Origin of the sequence: Luteolibacter algae (assembly GCF_042683045.1) — a bacterium.
Taxonomy (GTDB): Bacteria; Verrucomicrobiota; Verrucomicrobiia; order Verrucomicrobiales; family Akkermansiaceae; genus Luteolibacter; species Luteolibacter algae.
The window spans coordinates 446,288-463,023 of sequence record NZ_JBHUIT010000031.1 but is presented as its reverse complement, the minus strand read 5'-3'; the positions used below and the strand labels follow the sequence as shown (position 1 = coordinate 463,023).

At 54.2% G+C, this 16,736-nt stretch carries 13 protein-coding genes; 11 read left to right on the top strand and 2 right to left on the bottom strand.

The window, feature by feature from the left end; genetic code table 11:
- Positions 1 to 26: 26 nt before the first annotated feature.
- Both ACFSSA_RS14365 and ACFSSA_RS14360 read right to left on the bottom strand, forming a co-directional pair.
- Complete coding sequence (locus ACFSSA_RS14365; protein WP_386821248.1) at positions 27 to 221, bottom strand: hypothetical protein; 195 nt, start codon at positions 219 to 221, stop codon at positions 27 to 29.
- Between the two features lie 702 nt (positions 222 to 923).
- Positions 924 to 2,000, bottom strand: coding sequence for a Fic family protein (locus ACFSSA_RS14360; RefSeq protein ID WP_386821247.1), 1,077 nt, complete (start codon positions 1,998 to 2,000; stop codon positions 924 to 926).
- A 1,129-nt stretch (positions 2,001 to 3,129) separates the two neighbouring features.
- On the opposite strand from ACFSSA_RS14360, the gene ACFSSA_RS14355 reads away from it, so the two are divergent.
- From ACFSSA_RS14355 to ACFSSA_RS14305, 11 genes are all read left to right on the top strand, one after another.
- Complete coding sequence (locus ACFSSA_RS14355; RefSeq protein WP_386821246.1) at positions 3,130 to 4,281, top strand: AraC family transcriptional regulator; 1,152 nt, start codon at positions 3,130 to 3,132, stop codon at positions 4,279 to 4,281.
- A 174-nt stretch (positions 4,282 to 4,455) separates the two neighbouring features.
- Positions 4,456 to 5,145 (top strand): PEP-CTERM sorting domain-containing protein, encoded by a 690-nt coding sequence (locus tag ACFSSA_RS14350; RefSeq protein WP_386821245.1) that lies wholly within the window; start codon positions 4,456 to 4,458, stop codon positions 5,143 to 5,145.
- Positions 5,146 to 5,392: 247 nt separating this feature from the next.
- Positions 5,393 to 6,277: a DUF4861 family protein gene (locus ACFSSA_RS14345; RefSeq protein WP_386821243.1), complete on the top strand. Its 885-nt coding sequence runs from the start codon at positions 5,393 to 5,395 to the stop codon at positions 6,275 to 6,277.
- Positions 6,278 to 6,409: 132 nt separating this feature from the next.
- Complete coding sequence (locus ACFSSA_RS14340; protein WP_386821242.1) at positions 6,410 to 7,570, top strand: glycoside hydrolase family 88/105 protein; 1,161 nt, start codon at positions 6,410 to 6,412, stop codon at positions 7,568 to 7,570.
- A gap of 43 nt (positions 7,571 to 7,613) precedes the next feature.
- A complete protein-coding gene (locus tag ACFSSA_RS14335) occupies positions 7,614 to 9,863 on the top strand; it encodes a polysaccharide lyase family 8 super-sandwich domain-containing protein (RefSeq protein ID WP_386821241.1) in 2,250 nt (749 codons plus the stop codon).
- 74 nt (positions 9,864 to 9,937) lie between these two features.
- Positions 9,938 to 11,386 carry a sulfatase gene (locus ACFSSA_RS14330; RefSeq protein ID WP_386821240.1) on the top strand — a complete coding sequence of 483 codons (1,449 nt, stop codon included), beginning with the start codon at positions 9,938 to 9,940 and terminating at the stop codon, positions 11,384 to 11,386.
- A complete protein-coding gene (locus ACFSSA_RS14325; protein WP_386821238.1) occupies positions 11,383 to 13,431 on the top strand; it encodes a polysaccharide lyase family 8 super-sandwich domain-containing protein in 2,049 nt (682 codons plus the stop codon). Before ACFSSA_RS14330 ends, ACFSSA_RS14325 begins: the two co-directional genes overlap by 4 nt.
- Before the next feature lie 19 nt (positions 13,432 to 13,450).
- Entirely contained in the window at positions 13,451 to 14,314 is an 864-nt protein-coding gene (locus ACFSSA_RS14320) for a hypothetical protein (RefSeq protein ID WP_386821237.1), read from the top strand.
- A 57-nt stretch (positions 14,315 to 14,371) separates the two neighbouring features.
- Entirely contained in the window at positions 14,372 to 14,914 is a 543-nt protein-coding gene (locus ACFSSA_RS14315) for a hypothetical protein (RefSeq protein WP_386821236.1), read from the top strand.
- 50 nt (positions 14,915 to 14,964) lie between these two features.
- A complete protein-coding gene (locus ACFSSA_RS14310) occupies positions 14,965 to 15,642 on the top strand; it encodes a response regulator (RefSeq protein WP_386821234.1) in 678 nt (225 codons plus the stop codon).
- Positions 15,643 to 15,886: 244 nt separating this feature from the next.
- Positions 15,887 to 16,645, top strand: coding sequence for a PEP-CTERM sorting domain-containing protein (locus ACFSSA_RS14305; protein ID WP_386821233.1), 759 nt, complete (start codon positions 15,887 to 15,889; stop codon positions 16,643 to 16,645).
- Positions 16,646 to 16,736 lie beyond the last annotated feature (91 nt).

Below are 16,736 nucleotides of genomic sequence, written 5' to 3'. Positions count from 1 at the left end.
GTTTCAGTGGTTTTACCACAAGAACTCTAAAAAGGAGCTGTCCGATTTTCTGGGGTCAGGCCAGCAGAATTGAGTTCTTTGACAGATTGTTTTTTCTTACTATTACCAACGTCGGGAAACAGATTCCTGAGCAATTGCTCCAAAGAAACAGCAACGCGCGGCTGTGGTTCAGGGAACAAAATCTTACCTGCTTCTTCCCAAACGGCCATCGCAAGCTTCACTCTTCCGGCGAATGTGTTCCGATTACCATCATGGCAAGTTCCGCGAGCTCAAACTGGGATGGGCTGGATTTCATTTTCATCAAATTGGTAGATTAAACAGAAAAATCTTCAAACCACACTGGCAAAAGCAGGATTATTTGAACTGACGGATGTTATAAGTGGAGAACGACCTCTGAACCTTCGAGGGATTCAACCACAGGACACAAGAAGCTATCTACCCCAGCGTCACCGCCCAACAGCTCGTGAGTTGGGGCCATGACTAACTCGGCGAAGCCGAATTCTGGCATGCCGGAGACATGCCCGACATCTCCGAGATTCTCATTTCCAGCAACGTCTCAGTTAAAGACGTCATCGCCCTCAACCAACTGATATCCCAACTCGACGACAAGATCACCATTCTCGCCAAGATCGTCTAACTAACAGACCATCACGGGTTTGCACTCGATAAACGCGAACAAGAAGACATCGAGGATTCACAGCTTCCTTTTTCATCGACCTACGAAGAACTACAGCCTACGAGCTCTTCGAAATTTATTACCCCGAGGAATTCCAGATCTGGGAAAAGTCCTCTTGCGACTGCCTCATCTTGGATACCGACCGCTTCATGGATTCGCCAGCCTTCAGCACAGCCGAATTCAAGATCGGCGAAGACAGGATTCTCGTCGTTGAATCACTATAAGCGGTTCCGACCTTGCAGTAGGCTTAGCTATTCTTTCGACGGTAATGAGCGCCACGCCCCTTGCCGTGCAGTTCGGCGTAGCCCTTTTCGGTCAGCTCCGCGAACTTGCCTTTCAGGGTGTTGCGGTTGACACCGAGCGCATCGGCGGCGTCGCCGACGGATAGCGCCTGGCGTTCTTCGAGCAACCTGAGAAGTCGCCCTGCCATAAGCGATAGATCACCGGGCAAATCGTTTCCGGAGGTTGGCACCGGCGCTTTCTCCAAGCGTTCCCGAAGGCGTCCGATCTGCGATTTCAAGGAGCGCAGGAAGAACAGCAACCAAGGTTCCCAGTCGGCGGTTTCTTCGAAGGAGGTCTGCGTTCTCCGTAAGGCGAGGTAGTAGGCCTCCTTGTTGTGTTCGATCACGCTTTCCAGCGAACTGTAGGATGCATACGCATAGCCCGCGCGCAGGAGCATGAGGTTTGTCAATACCCGTGAAAGCCTGCCATTGCCGTCCTGAAACGGATGGATGGCGAGGAACACGACGTTGAACACGGCGATCCGCAACAACGGGTGAAGGATGGGGTCTTTCTCCTCCTTGGCGTGCCATTCCAGCACCTTTTCCATCAGTATCGGCGTCTCGAAAGGACTTGCCGTCTGGAACACGATGCCGATTTGCTTTCCCTTCGCATCGAAGGCCGCGACGTGGCTGTCGAGGTTCTTCCACTGGCCGCGATGGCGCTCGTCCTTGTTGCTGTAACGCAGCAGGTCGCGATGCAACTGGAGCATGATGCTCTCTGAAATCCGCAAATCGGCCCACGCGGTCTGGATCGACTCCATCACATAGGCGTAGCCCGCGACTTCCTGTTCGTCGCGCGACTGGAACGATTCCTTCCCAAGCCTGCCGACGAGTTGCTCGACCTCGCCGTCGCTCAACTTTGCGCCCTCGATCCGGGTCGATGAGCCGGCGCTTTCAATGGTCGCGATCCGGCGCAGCGTGCGCAGAGTTTCAGGCCCGAGGCTTCCGAGCGCACGCCACTCGCCCTTAAATTCGTCAATGGCCGCGATCAGCGTCAGCATTTCATTGGTCGACTGGAGCGCCGGTGGCAGAGGGATCTTCATGCCGCGATCCTAACTCCAATTCCACCCGAAGTCATCCAATTACCTCCAATTACCTCCAATTACCTCCAATTACATCCATTTCCAAAAAAGTGGAGAATGCCTGCAATGAAGTCTCCTCTCAGGCCCTCTCTTACCCTTCGATTACTGGCACCCGCCCTCGCAGACGATGGCGTCGTTCGCGTCCGGCTGGCGCTCTCCTAGGGGTTCGTTGAAATCATCGTCCGGGTCTCGGCTGTGATTGTAGCTGGGTCGGCGGGGGTTACCACCGGGACGGGTTTTTGAATGGCTTCGTCATTTTTGTGGGAAATGGAGAGTTATCTTACAGACTCGCCCGAAGGTGGCGAGGAAACCTCACCAAACTTAAAGAATCCGAGAGCCGCGCGGCACGCGTTCGCCGTGAGTGATTTCCAGAGCATGGCATGTCCATTACGAACGGCTTGTCGTGTGTTTTCTAAGAGGCATCCTAACAGGACATCCAAGACCGCTCCCCCATACTCTGAAAATTGAAAACGAAAAAAATGTTGTGTGTTTATCGTGTGTTTTTACCACAAAACACCGGCAACAATGGTAGCTTATAGGATAATTTAAGGGTTCGACTCCCCTCGCCTCCACCATTTCAAAATCACCCGTAACAAGCTCTAAATAAGCCGGTTACGGGTTTTTTATGGCATTTTGCAGGCTTTCGTATTGGGAAAAATGACATTAGGGCAGGATTTCCGTATAATCCGCGTGTGTTCTGTTGAGCTTCCCTTCCAAAATTTCGAATTCGGCGCCGTGAAATTCTACTCGCTTTCAGCTTCCGGATGCGCGTGGAGAGTGATATGGAGTCCCCATAGGGAATGCAGCGCCCCGTAAAGACAGGAAGACCGAGGCAGGAGCCGGGAAGCTGGCTTGCTTCTTCCATAGAACGGAACGGCAGGTGGCCTTATCGGGAATTTCCTGATCCTCAGGTGAAATTTCTGTTTTTGAAGAAATTCGGGCTTTAATCTGGCTATGTTGCACCATTACTGCCAGAGACTTGGGCAAGATCATCGATGCGCCCGTATCTTCACGGACCTGTTCGGTTATCGCAGATATAGCAAGCTAAATTGCATTTCATGGAGTCCCGAATCCAAACGCCTGAAAGGATATGAAGGATGCACCGAACATTCTCGTAATGGTCGAGTCTTCCCGCGAGTCCGGGCGAAAATTGATCTCCGGAATTGCCGACTATGCACGGCACTTCGGTCCGTGGCGCTTTCATTGGGAACCCCAAGGTTTGAAAGGTTTGACCGGAGCAATGGGGGAGCTGCGCTTTGACGGAGTGCTGGCAAGAAACGTCGCCGACTTAAGTGCATATGCCGACGAAGGGATCCCCACAGTCGCATTTACCTACGGGATGAACGATATTGCCAACAGTGTCACCGTCGATACCGATGACGCGGGCATCGCCAAAATGGTGGCAACTCACTTTCTTCAACGAGGCTTCAAGAACTTCGCCTACTGCGGGCAAGAGGGTGCCCTGTGGGCGGCGCGCAGGGGCAGACATTTCGAGGAGGTGCTGGCTGTGGCTGGCTTCGAGGTCGTCCAACTTGTCGCACCTTCCTCACTTGCCGGAGCTCGGGCGACCCGGGCAGACCTCGAGACTACCGCCCGTTGGTTGCGTTCACTTCCGACGCCGGTGCTTCTCATGGCTGCGAACGATGATCTGGCGCAGTCGCTCGTCCAGCTCTGCCTGGATTGCGGGTTACGCGTGCCGGATGACTGCGCACTCATCGGGGTGGACAATGATCCGGTAATCTGTGGTTTGTGCAATCCCCCGTTGTCGAGCGTATCGGTGAATCAGTACAAAGCCGGCTATCGTGCGGCGGAGATCTTGGCAGGAATGATTCGGGGTGAGACTCCGGAGCGATGGACGGTCACAGCAGAGGTCGTCGAACTCGTCGAGCGGCAGTCATCCGACATCATCGCCGTCGAAGATAAAGCGGTCGCAAAGGCGCTGAGGTTCATTCGATCCAATGCGGACCGTCCACTATCAGTAGATGAGGTCGCAAAGTCCAGCGGAGTGCATCGGCGTAGCCTTGAGCGGCGTTTTCGGGAGCACCTCTCGCTGACAGTCCAGCAGTACTGCCGCGAGACACGGGCCGAGCATGTTGCCAAAGTCTTGACGGGGTCGAGCCTCAGCCTCGAGGAAATCGCCTGGCAGTGCGCTTTTCCACAGGCGTCGCACCTGACCCGTTTCTTCAGCACCGTGCGTGGAGAGACCCCTTCTGCCTATCGGAAGCGTTGCACCAACGCCTAAGGCTCTCCGTTCCGGAAGACGATCAGTGTCGGAAATCGGTAAATAAACCGATGCGAAGTGGGATGGTGAATGAATTCGTCACGTGGTCTGTTGGATGTGTGTATGGACGGCTTTTGGCCCTCATACCGCAACCTACAAAACAACCGTATCAGAATCAAAACTCAGGAGATATCGATGAAAAAACTATTACTTAACACGACCTTTGCCTCTGCATGTGTCTTCAGCACCTCCCAGGCCGCAACGATCACCTACGTTGATGCCTTGCATGGCCTCGGCGGGAACACCTTTAGCACCACTCAAGGTGCTCCGTCAGCCGACAATAGTAGCTGGCTGGCCAATCCGGCTTTCGATGGTGATTCCACGGAAAACAACACCCAATGGAACGGCCGAACTTTCAACGGTGCTGGTGGCACGGTCTATCAAGCTCAACCGGCTGCGGGTGGTTCCATCCCCGAGTTGACCACGCAGATAACGGGTCTGGCTGACGGCACCTACGACATTTGGATTTACTACACTGAAAACGTGAACAATGGCCAAAACTGGTTCATTGATGCGGGTTTCACCTCCGGTTCGCTGACGACTTACGGTGCAATCAATGGCACCACTGTCGTCGATGCCTCATCCCAGACCTTTTCCAACTCGACAGACGCAAACTTTTCGGGCGGTGCTGCGGCTTACCTCGGGCAACAAACAGTCGTGGGCGGTTCGACGGTAGACGTGTTTATCAACCACCCGGGTGGCAATGGCGGTGCTAACCGGACAGTTTACAATGGTGTGGGCTACGAACTGATCCCAGAGCCGAGCAGCACCGCCTTGTCAGGGATGACGGCAGGCCTTCTGTTGTTCCGCAGAAAGCGCGTTTAGAAAGCCTCCTCCTGACCGTATCGCTTAATCAGATTTGGAAAACAATTTGATGATTTCAGGAATGGAAAACCCGGAGCCAGGTGGCTCCGGGTTTTCTGTTTTCAGTCCGAGGGCTGCAGGTTGTCGCAAAATGGAAAATGAAAATTCATAAGATGGTATGGGGTAAGGCTGTTACCCACGTTATCTTCTACGGGGTCTGACCGGAAGAATGGTGCCCCCAGCACCTTCTCCAGAGACTGATCATACCATGAAAATCCAAATCATTTTCCCAGTTCTGGCACTGGCATTTCTCGACCCTGCCTCCATTGCCGCTGCCAACGATCTGAAACCCGCGACCTTCTGCCGTTTTGTTCAGGAACGTCAGGATGACTTTGCCTGGGAAAACGACAAGGTAGCCTTTCGGGCGTATGGCCCCGCCCTGCGTGCGGGCAAGGAAAACAGCGGCATCGACTGCTGGCTCAAGCGCGTTCCCTACCCGGTTATCGACAAGTGGTATACTGAAAACAAGAAGGGCAAATCCTACCACAAGGATCACGGTGAAGGTTATGACCCCTACCATGTGGGTTCGTCGGCGGGAACCGGCGGCACGGGAATCTGGCTCGATGGCAAACGCGAACCACTGGAGACTTTCACCGGCTATGAAGTGATCGAGAGCGCACCGGAAGTTTCCCGCTTCAAGCTGAGCTTCGAACGCGAGATCGGCGGGGTGGTTTATCGCGAGGAAAAAACGATCACGATCAGACTCGGAGAGCGTCTGTTCGAGGCCCGTTCCGTCTTCACCCGCGACGGCAAGATCGCGGTGGGCCTTCCCATATGTATCGGCGTGACCACACATGATGGCAAAGCGGAAGCATCCTCGAACACAAACGAAGGATGGATCGCCTGCTGGGAAACGATCGAAGGAAGCGGTCTCGGAACGGCGGCGCGAATGGAGCCATCCCGGATTTCAGAAATCAAAGAGGTCGAATCGGACGAACGTGATCAAAGCCATATCTTCCTGATTGCAAACACCAATGATGACGGTGCCATCGACTACCGTGCCGGTTACGGATGGGAGAAAGCGGGCGAGATCACCACCCGCGAGCAGTGGGAAACGTATCTGAACGAGCATGGCCAAAGGGATGCGGATTGAATACCGATCATACTAGATCAACCCAAACCCTCTAGCGAGATCGACTGGTGACCGGATAAAAACGCGGCATTGGCAAGGAACTAACGCACGGATCGGACGCTAAAGCTACAACCACGGAAACATTCTATTTTTATGAAACCCTTTTCTTCTTTCAAATCATTATGCATCGGCATCATTTTTCTGTCCTCGGCGGCAAGTGGTGTTGCCGCAACCGAACCATCCCCGCAATCTGTAAAAGCGATCTGCGAAAAAGTCGCTGAATGGCAGATCGAATCCTTCGAGGAACAGGGAAAATACCGAGCGCTACCGACCACGGATCGACGGAAATGGCATCACCGGAACCGCTATCCCGATATGAACTGGAACAATGGTGCGCTTTATGCCGGGATGTTCGAATGGAGCACGATTGCCGGAGATCCGAAATTCACGGACTGGCTGAGAGCGATCGGCGATAAGAACAGCTGGGATCTCCACGTGAATGCTGCGAAGGGCTCGCATCACGCGGATGCCCATGCTGTCGGGATCAGCCACCTCAAGATGCATGAGCAGTTCGGCGATCCAGAAATGATAGCTCCGACACGCGGAATTTTTGACGAAATCCTGGCAAGGCCGGATGCCGAGGAATATCATTGGGTTTGGGCGGATGCCTTGTTCATGTCGCCTCCGGTTTGGGCGCAACTCTCCAAGGCGACAGGTGACATGCGTTATCTGGAATACATGGATCGGCAGTATCATATGACCTACGATGAGCTCTGGAACGCGGAGGATCAGTTGTTTTACCGCGACAAGGGACGCATCAAAAAACGTGAGAAGAACGGCGCGAACGAATACTGGGCGCGCGGCAACGGTTGGGTTTATGGCGGCCTGACCTACATGCTCCCCTACCTGCCGGAAGACTGGGACGGGCGTGCGTTTTACATCGATTTGTTCAGGCAAATGTCGGAGGCGCTCATACGCACACAGCGCAGCGACGGCACCTGGTCGATGGGAATGATGGGCGCTGAAGCGGATTATCCGTCAAAGGATATCAGCGGCTCGTCCTTCTTTGTGTTCGGCATGGCACGCGGGATTAACATGGGTATCTTGGATCGGACGAAGTATGAGCCGATCGTTTTCAAGGGCTGGCAAGCCTTGACCGAGTGCGTGCGGGAGGACGGACTAGTCGGCTACGTGCAGGGTGTGGGCGCGGGACCGGGCGAAACCTTTGCCGATTACACCGAAAGCTATGGAACCGGCGGGTTCCTTGCAGCCGGGGCGGAGGTTTATAAACTGGTCAGCAAAACGGGTCGTTAAATCATTTCCGGAGATGAGTCGTTTTTGCAAACCAGGGAGAATTTTGGGGTCAATCACTGGGCTCATAATCAGCGCAGCTGCACAGACAAATGTGCTGGATGTGGACTTTGCAGCCACTAGCAATGAGCAAAACGTCATTCTAAATGCGACCCGGCTTGATAGTGATTATGAATACGATTTGCAGATGTCGACGGACCTGGATCAGGACGGGTGGCAATCTGTCGGGGATTCGGCATTTGGTCTGGATAGCGCCAGCTGGATTTGGCCAATGGATGAGCCGCATGCATTCTACAGACTCAAAGGGGTGCCGATTAATCCCACGGGCGAGAGCGATTTGAGTCGAATACCTAGACAATATTTTGAGTATCAGATCCAACAACCGAGCGATGAAGCCGCGATTGCGTTGTATTTGGAATCACAGCTTGGTGACGGCACGTGGAATGACGTGGACTATGAAAATACCTGGCGTGGGGGATGGCTGACACTCGTTCACTTGCAGCGCTTGCTTCCGATGGCGGTGGCATACGTTTCTCCGGACTCAGCATATTATCAGGATCCCGCAATTAAAGTGGCGGTTCTGAGCGGAGTCCAGCATTGGCTGGATAATGACTATCGCAATGCCAACTGGTGGCACACGTCGATCAGCATCCCCGAATATCTGCTGAAGACATTTGTCATGATGGGTGATGAGGTGCCCGCGGCCATGCTTGCCCAGGCAATGGCGGGGCCGTTATCGCGCTTACACTCGATGAGAAACCATGTCGGGCAGAACCTTGTCTGGGTCGCCGGGAACCATTTTTGGAGAGCGTATCTCAATGGGGATGAAGCGGCTATGACTGTGGCGGCCGAGCGGATCCTTTCGGTGCTCGATGTAGCACAAGTGGGCGAAGAAGGCCTTCAGCTTGATTGGACCTTTCACCAGCATGGGCCGATGATGCAGTCGGGCACATACGGAGTCGATTTTGGAGTCGACATGGTCGAGTGGTCTGCATTGTTGAAGGGCTCGGGTTTGACCTCGGAGAAATTCAGCTACATCCGCAATTATTTATTGGAAGGCTCATCGTGGATGATCTGGAAGGGGCGATTGGATTTGAACGCATGTGGACGCCAGTTTACCGAAACCGCTGCGTTGCTAAATCCAGATGAAAAGGGCCAGATCTATCAGAATTTGCTCCGCCAGATGAGTCGGATTGATCCCGGCTATGCTGATGAATACCAAAAACGGCTGAACCCAAACAACGAACTTGTCGGCCATAAATCATTTTGGCGTTCCGACTTTGCCATCCATCGTCGGCCGGGATGGTATGCCTCGCTCAAGATGTCGTCGACACGCGTGGTCGGCACGGAGATCGCCAATCAGGAGAATACGAAAGGCTTGCATTGGGGGGACGGCACCTTACTGCTCTATCAATCTGGTCAGGAGTATGTCGCAATTCCCCCGCTGTGGGATTGGCATCGTCTGCCGGGCACGACGGCCGACATGGGCTTGCACGCTTTGGCCCCGAACGGGTATGGCACGGAATATGGAGCGACGGATTTTGTGGGCGGCCTTACGGTGGATGATCACGGGTTCTCTGCCATGCACTTTCAGCGGAAGGAGCTCACAGCTTACAAGGCCTGGTTTTTCGGGGAGAGCTCGGTGATTTGTCTGGGAGCTGGAATCGAGGGGACGAGTCTCGGCCCGGTTTACACCTCTGTGCAGCAATCGTTGTTATCCGGCCCCGTTGAGAGCTCCATCGGCCCGCTGAGCGTTGGAACGCATGTGCTCCCGGCAGGCTCATGGGTGCATCATGATGGGTATGGCTATCAGCTGGCGGATATTGCGACAGTTGATATCGCAGCAGTGACCGGGAACTGGAACCGCATTTATCCCGCACGGGATAGCCTTCCCGCCGCTGGCGACGTATTCAGCATATGGGTGGATCATGGGCAGTCGCCATCTGAGGAAAGCTATGCTTATGTGATTCACACGGAGGTGGAGGCCTCGGAAATGGCTCAGCGGGTCAGCGCGCCACAGGCAACCATTTTGAGCAATACGAATACATTGCAAGCCATTGAGGTCGATGGCGGGACGCAGGCGGTCTTTTATGCTCCGAGTCAATTGAACACCAGCGGAGGCAGCGTGATCACTGTGGATTCGCCGTGTTTGTTGAGCCTGAATGCGAACGAACTGATCGTCGCAGATCCGACCCAGAAGCTGGCTTCCCTAACCGTGACAATCAACGGAGAATCCAGATTAGTCGAACTTCCACCTGCGGAGAACGCGGGAAAACAAGTTGTGGTCCACTGGTGACCGTGTGCTCAGGAGACCCCATATGAATATTCGCCGATACGAGAACCAAGCATCATAGGTCCATCGAAAAAATCATGATATCAAAATACATCTTATCCGCGGCTTTGGCTGCTTCGCTCTGCCATCAAGCGCACGCGGCGGAATCGGAATCGTCCCCGCCCAATGTGCTGTTCATTCTGATCGATGATTTCGGTTGGAACGATGTCGGTTACAATGGAAGCACATTTTATGAAACGCCGCAGATGGATGCGTTCTCGGAAAAGTGGATGCGTTTTGATCATTGCTACACGCCAAGCCCGATGTGCTCACCCACGCGGGCGAGCATTCTGACCGGGAAAAATCCCGCGCGGCATGGCATTACCCAGTGGCTGTCTGGAAGTGATCAGCCCCATACCCGCAAGGAAGAGACGCCGCAGGTGTACTGCCCGCTTCCCCGGTCAAATGGACTGCAGGAAAACGAAATCACGCTGGGCGAGGCTTTCCAGGAAGCCGGCTATGACACGGCATTCTTTGGAAAGTGGCACATGGGCAAAATTAGAATCACCGGCGGTCCGAAAAATCACGGATATGATTCGCAGGTAGCGGTGATCGAGGAAAATGGATGCAGGCAGTTTTCCTACAAACGCTATTTCCGCAATGCCAAGCCCGGGCAAAGCTTCAACGACGCACTGAATGATGCGGTGATCGATTTCATCAGGCAGGAATGCGACAAGCCGTTCTATCTGCACCTTAGTCATTTCGCGATGCATGCGCCGATCGTAACTTCGCCGGAACTCCGCGCTCGGTTCGAAGCAAAGAAAAAGGCTTTAGGTATCACCACGGCGGATACGGAACTCGATGAGTATTCCCACATTCCCCATAAACTGCAGCAGGACAGCGCCGAGTATGCCGGGGAACTCTTCAATCTTGATGAGGGACTTGGCCGCGTGATCGACGCGCTCAAAGAGAGCGGGCAATACGAGAATACAATCATTGTTTTGACGGGTGACAATGGCGGCAGAACCACCATCGACAAGCCAGATGCCACCGCCACCGTCCCGCTGCGCGGTGGGAAAACTTTTCTGTTCGACGGCGGTTTGCGCGTGCCGACGCTGATCCACTGGCCAGCGCATTCAAAAGCAGGCATGCAGACCGATGCCATCGTAAGCAGCATGGATTTTTATCCTACCTTGCTCGATATGGCGGGTTTGCCGCTCAAACCGGAGCAGCACCGCGATGGCGTCAGTCTGGTGCCCCTGTTCAAAGGCGGTTCGCTGGATCGGGACACCCTTTACTGGCACTTCCCGCATTACCAGGGGGAAGGCTCCTACCCCGCCAGTGCTATTCGCAAAGACAACTTCAAGCTGATTCTAAATTACCATCATGGAGATGTGTTGCTGTATGATCTCGCGGAGGATCCGCATGAAACGAAAAATCTCGCCCTTTCGATGCCCGAGAAGGCCGCGGAACTCGAGCGTGAGCTAATAGCCTATTTGAAGGAAACAGAAGCCACCATTCCCCAAGCCCAGACACCCGACCAATGAATACGACCTCACGACTAGCAGGATTGGCGATCCTTTTACTATGCTGCCTTGGCAGTATCCAGGAGACAATAGGCGCCGAAACGGACTCCTCGCGAATGCGCCGGCAATTTATCGAATACCATATTCAGAATCCACCGGATCCTGTCGTGGTCAAAGGCTATCTGGAATCCCAGCGAGATGATGGAACCTGGGCGGATGTTGACTACACCAGTCAGCGGACTGGAAGCTGGGAGACCCTGGATCACTTGATAAGGCTCCTGAAAATGGCCGCGGCTTATGTGAATCCCCATTCCGCCTACCACGAGGATCCGAAGATGCAGGCAGCGCTCTTAGCGGGCCTGTCGCACTGGGTGGAGAAAAACTATAATAATTCGAACTGGTGGCATCGATCCATTGGCGTTCCCGAGAACCTGCTCGCGACCTTTGTTCTATTGGGAGACGAGCTTCCGGGACCCATGTTGCAGGAGGCGCGCGAAGGCCCGTTGAGCCGATTGCATAAACTGGGCAGCGGCACCGGACAGAACAAGGTGTGGATCGCTGGAAACTGGTTTTTATTGGGACTATTGACCGATGATGCCGCCGTGATGAAAGCAGCCAGCGACGCGATCTGGTCGGAGCTAGTAGTGTCCACGGGTGAAGGGATTCAGCCGGACTGGAGCTTCCATCAGCATGGTCCTCAGTTGCAGTTCGGGAACTACGGCCGCTCTTTTGGTGGCTGCATGGTGCAGTGGGGATGTGTGCTGCGGGGCACCGATTATGCGATATCTGAAGAGAAGCGGTTGATTTTGCGAAATTACCTGACGCAGGGCCCCGCTTGGACTCTGTGGAGAGGCCTAATGGATTTCAGTGCGTGTGGACGGCAATATTCTTCGGAAAGTGTGGGCAATCCACGCGGGAACTATGTGGACATTCGCTCGCAGATTGCACGCATGATCCAAATTGATCCGGAATATCAGGCCGGCTATGAGGCTCTGCTGGAGGAACCCAGTCAACTGCTTGGTCACAAGTTCTTCTGGCGATCCGATTTCGCCGTGCATCGCCGACCCGATTGGTATGCCTCGGTCAAGATGTCTTCGACCCGTGTGGTGGGCACCGAAGTTGCCATTCAGGAAAACATTCAGGGGCTGCACAATGGCGACGGGGTGATGTTGCTCTATCAACACGGCAAGGAATACGAGGACATCGCGCCGCTGTGGGACTGGCGCCGCTTGCCTGGCACCACTTGCGATCAAGGGCTGAAAAACCTAACTCCCAAGGGCTACGACACGGAATACGGCGGCTCGGATTTCGTGGGCGGCTTGACCGATGGAGAGACTTGCATGGCAGCGATGATCTACCTCCGCGAAGGACTGACGGCTCGCAAGGCGTGGTTCTTTGGAAAGGATACGGTGATTTGTCTGGGCACTGGCATCGGCGGGGAAACTAAAGGGCCAATCTACACGTCGATTCAACAATCGTTGCTAAAGGGACCGATAACGACTTCGTCAGGCGAGCTTGCGGGCGGAACCCATAATCTCAGCGCTGGAACATGGGTGCATCACGATGGCATCGGCTATCATTTGCTAGACGCTACAACCCTGAAATCGGAAGTGGTGGGGGGTAACTGGCGCACCTCCTATCCGGCATACTCGGACCGGCCGGCCGAAGGCCCTGTCTTCAGCCTGTGGATGGATCACGGCACCTCTCCGCAGCAGGAAGCGTCCTATGCGTATGTGCTCCACCCTCGAACCAAAGCGTCGGAAATGGCGCAGGTCATCAAGACACACCCCGCCAGGATTCTGAGCAATACGAAATCCCTGCAGGCGGTTGAAAATACAATGGGCGTGCAGGCGGTTTTTTATGAACCTGGCAAGCTGACGATGAGCAGCGGAACCGAGATCGCGGTGGATGCGCCCTGTTTATTGAGCCTGAACAACAAGCAATTGGTCGTTGCCGATCCGACCCAGAAGCTGGAATCCCTGACGGTGAAGGTCGATGAAAGGGTTTGGGAAGTAATACTTCCCGTGGGGGCAAATGCAGGCGCAAGGGTGTCGGTAGAACGATGATTAAACAACACTCTAACACATGACCAACCAACAACGCCTACCAAAGATTTTCAGAGCGGTTTACGCCTCCATCATCGTCTGTTTTTCGCCAGCAGCGCTCCATGCCGGAGACTCCACGCAAACGATCAATCACGAATTTCTCGCCAGACTGAGCACCGCGGGCGTCCTTGATGCGGCCGAGGAAATCGGGCTGAATGTCGATGCCCATATCCTGCCGCTTGCTCGAAATCCGGGGCACCAGTATGACCGCTACCGCTGGTCGGTGGGCCACGCCGACGATGGTGGGATCATGATCAGCGCCCTGCCACCGGAAGAAGAGGTCGGGTGGACACCTTGGGAACGCTGGCGTAAGGGGGAAGACGGCCAATGCGTTCACGAATCCTGGGTGCTTTATCCTCTCAAAACCGCGACGCCCGAAGGTGTTGCCCAATGGTATCGAATCGATGAGCCCGGCCTCGGACCGCGATTTGCAGAACCTCCCTCCAGTCTCGAAGAACTCCTGCATCGGGCACGCATTCATGAAGCCGCCAAAGTTCTGGGATTCGATGCGAAAGAGATCCTGCTCGACCCGCTTTCGGCCGAAGGAAGCAGGCGATATCTGCAGTGCCGATGGGTGGTCATACCCCACCATCTCGCTGCGGATACCCCAGTCATTTATGTGCTACCCCCGATGCATCTAGCCGACCAATGGCCGTGGGAATCCTGGTATACGGACGGCAGCACACCCCTCATTCTCCATGTCCATTTCACCAAAGCAAGTTCGAGAACCACCGGCACGTGGAGCGAGTATGCCAATGCGCCGCAGCGCCCTCCCGAGATTTTCGGCCACCTCTGGCACTGGTATGACGAGCCATCGCTCGTCCCGACGATGGCGAACCCTTAATTCAAAGCGAACGTTCCCTGAGAAATCACGAATCCATTTTTAACCCGATAAATTATCATGCCCAAATCACTATTCATCGCAGCCATCTGTGTCTTCTCGTTCTTCCTTTCCCCCGGCGCTTTTTGCAAAGATTGGGAACAGGTGCTGGAGGAACGGTTGCCCGAATATGGACACCGCAACTGGATTATCATCGCTGATGCGGCCTATCCGAAACAAAGCGCACCCGGGATCGAAACTATTTACACCGGCGCAGGCCAAGTGGAGGTGCTGGAGAAGGTGTTGAAAGCGGTGGATACAGCCAAGCATGTTAGACCCATGGTGATGCTCGATGCCGAACTGGATTCTGTTTCAGAGAAAAACGCAGGCGGTGTCGATGCCTACCGTAACGAGTTGAGGCGCATCTTTGGAGAGCGAGCGCCGAAGGTGATGGCGCACGATGACATCATTCGAAAACTCGATGACGGCGCGAAGATGTTCAGCATTCTCTTGCTCAAGACGGACATGACGATCCCCTACACCTCCGTGTTCATCGAACTGGACTGCGGTTACTGGAGTGCCGCTAAGGAACAGGAGCTCCGCAAGAATTTCCCGACACCATAGTGTTTGTTGAAGTTATTTCCTGACAACCGAGATAATTATTTCCTCGATTTATGCCCTCAACTACCAGCCCTAGAAAGCGGATATCCCCCGCTATTGTCTGGATTTTCGGATACGAGGACGATTACCTTGAGAAATTGACTACGATGATCCAGCTCGACGAATGGATCACCTGCGCTTGCGTCGTCAATGATCTCGAGGAGGTGCGCAAGCGGTTGACTGGCAACGGTGAGGCGCCCGATGTGATTCTGATCGACCTCGATCTGCCAGGGACCAACGGGCTTGAAGGCATTCGGGAGCTGAAGCTGTCTCACCCGATGACACAAATCGTTGTATTAACCAGTGCCAACAACCGCAGATCGGTGTTCCATGCGCTTGAGGCAGGTGCGGCCGGCTATCTTCTCAAAAACGAGCCACCGCAGAAAATTATCCAAAGTATCCAAGAGGTCATCGAAGGTGGCGGCGTGCCGTTGAGCAGCTCGGTCACCCCCTACCTTCTCGATGTGCTCAGGAGCTACCAGGCCAAGGGAGCGGAAGGGGTTCTGACCGATCATGAAGTGGAGATTCTCGATCTTTTGGCTGACGGAATGAGGAGGAAGGAAGTGGCGCAAAAATTCAACGTTGCCACCGGCACGGTGGACTACTACTTGCGACGAATCTATGGCAAACTTGGCGTCAGCACCATTCCGGGTGCGGTTGGTCAGGGATTCCGCAGGGGAATTTTAAAATAGGGCAGAACTCGCCGTCACACGGGGGGCTCCGGAACAGAGGTTATATCTTCCCTTTGATATACAAATCTTGCCGCGCGCTCAATGCCCCCTCCCGCTACAAGAAATCACAGTTACTACTACAACACCCCTACCTTGTCATGGAAAAGCCGATTAATTAAGTTGCATCCGCACTTCATGCGATCAGGCGATTCGAATCGCACCGGTGTAAGATTGGCATCTTGAATTTCAAAATAGCATAACCACCATGAAAAAAACCGCACTAGCATTCACAACATCATTTTCGCTCGTATTAGGAGCGCAGGCGGCTCTCGTCATCAACGGCGACATGTCCGCTTCACAAGTCGGAACTACCGGGAATAATATTACTTTTGGAGACGTGGGCGTAGGCTGGGTTGCTAAGGGCGGTGCGGCACCAAACACAACCAATACCGCCGCTTGGAGAACAGTAAACAACCGACTCACAGATTTCGGGGGAGCCGGCGGCAACTCTGTGGGCCAAATAAATGCGGTGACTACTGAAACGGGCTCCAACCTGACATTCAAGTTCAGCTGGACTCCAGGTGGAACTTCGCCTGCGGACAATCTTACACTGGAGTATCAAGTGGTTGGCTGGAAGTTAGGCACTGAAACTCCTGCTGTAAACGACACGATGTTCAATGGCATCAATTTCGGTGGAAGCAATGTCGGCGCAATTGGCGGAGGTAGTGCAAGAAATCTAATCTCTGGAAGCGCCACGACAGGGATTAATGGTGGAGTAGGTTCCCAGACGGTTACCGGCGTGGCTGATACAACAGCCCCCTATAGTTTCGACATTGACCTTAGCCTGCTTCCCTCAGGATTCCAAGACGTCAGCGACTACGACTATATCGGCGTTCGTTTTTCGGACGTCACCGGGGTCGACGGCGGATATATCAGTGACGTCAGTCTCGTAGTCCCCGAGCCATCCGCAGCCGCCTTGCTCGGTCTCGGCCTCGTCGGCCTGGTGATCCGTCGCCGCCGGTAATTCCGAATTCCGAATGCATCCTGATTGTTTGCAAACCAGATCGGGTTCTTGCTGGCTACGGCGGGAGCTTTTTTCTGTATTCTTTTCCTCT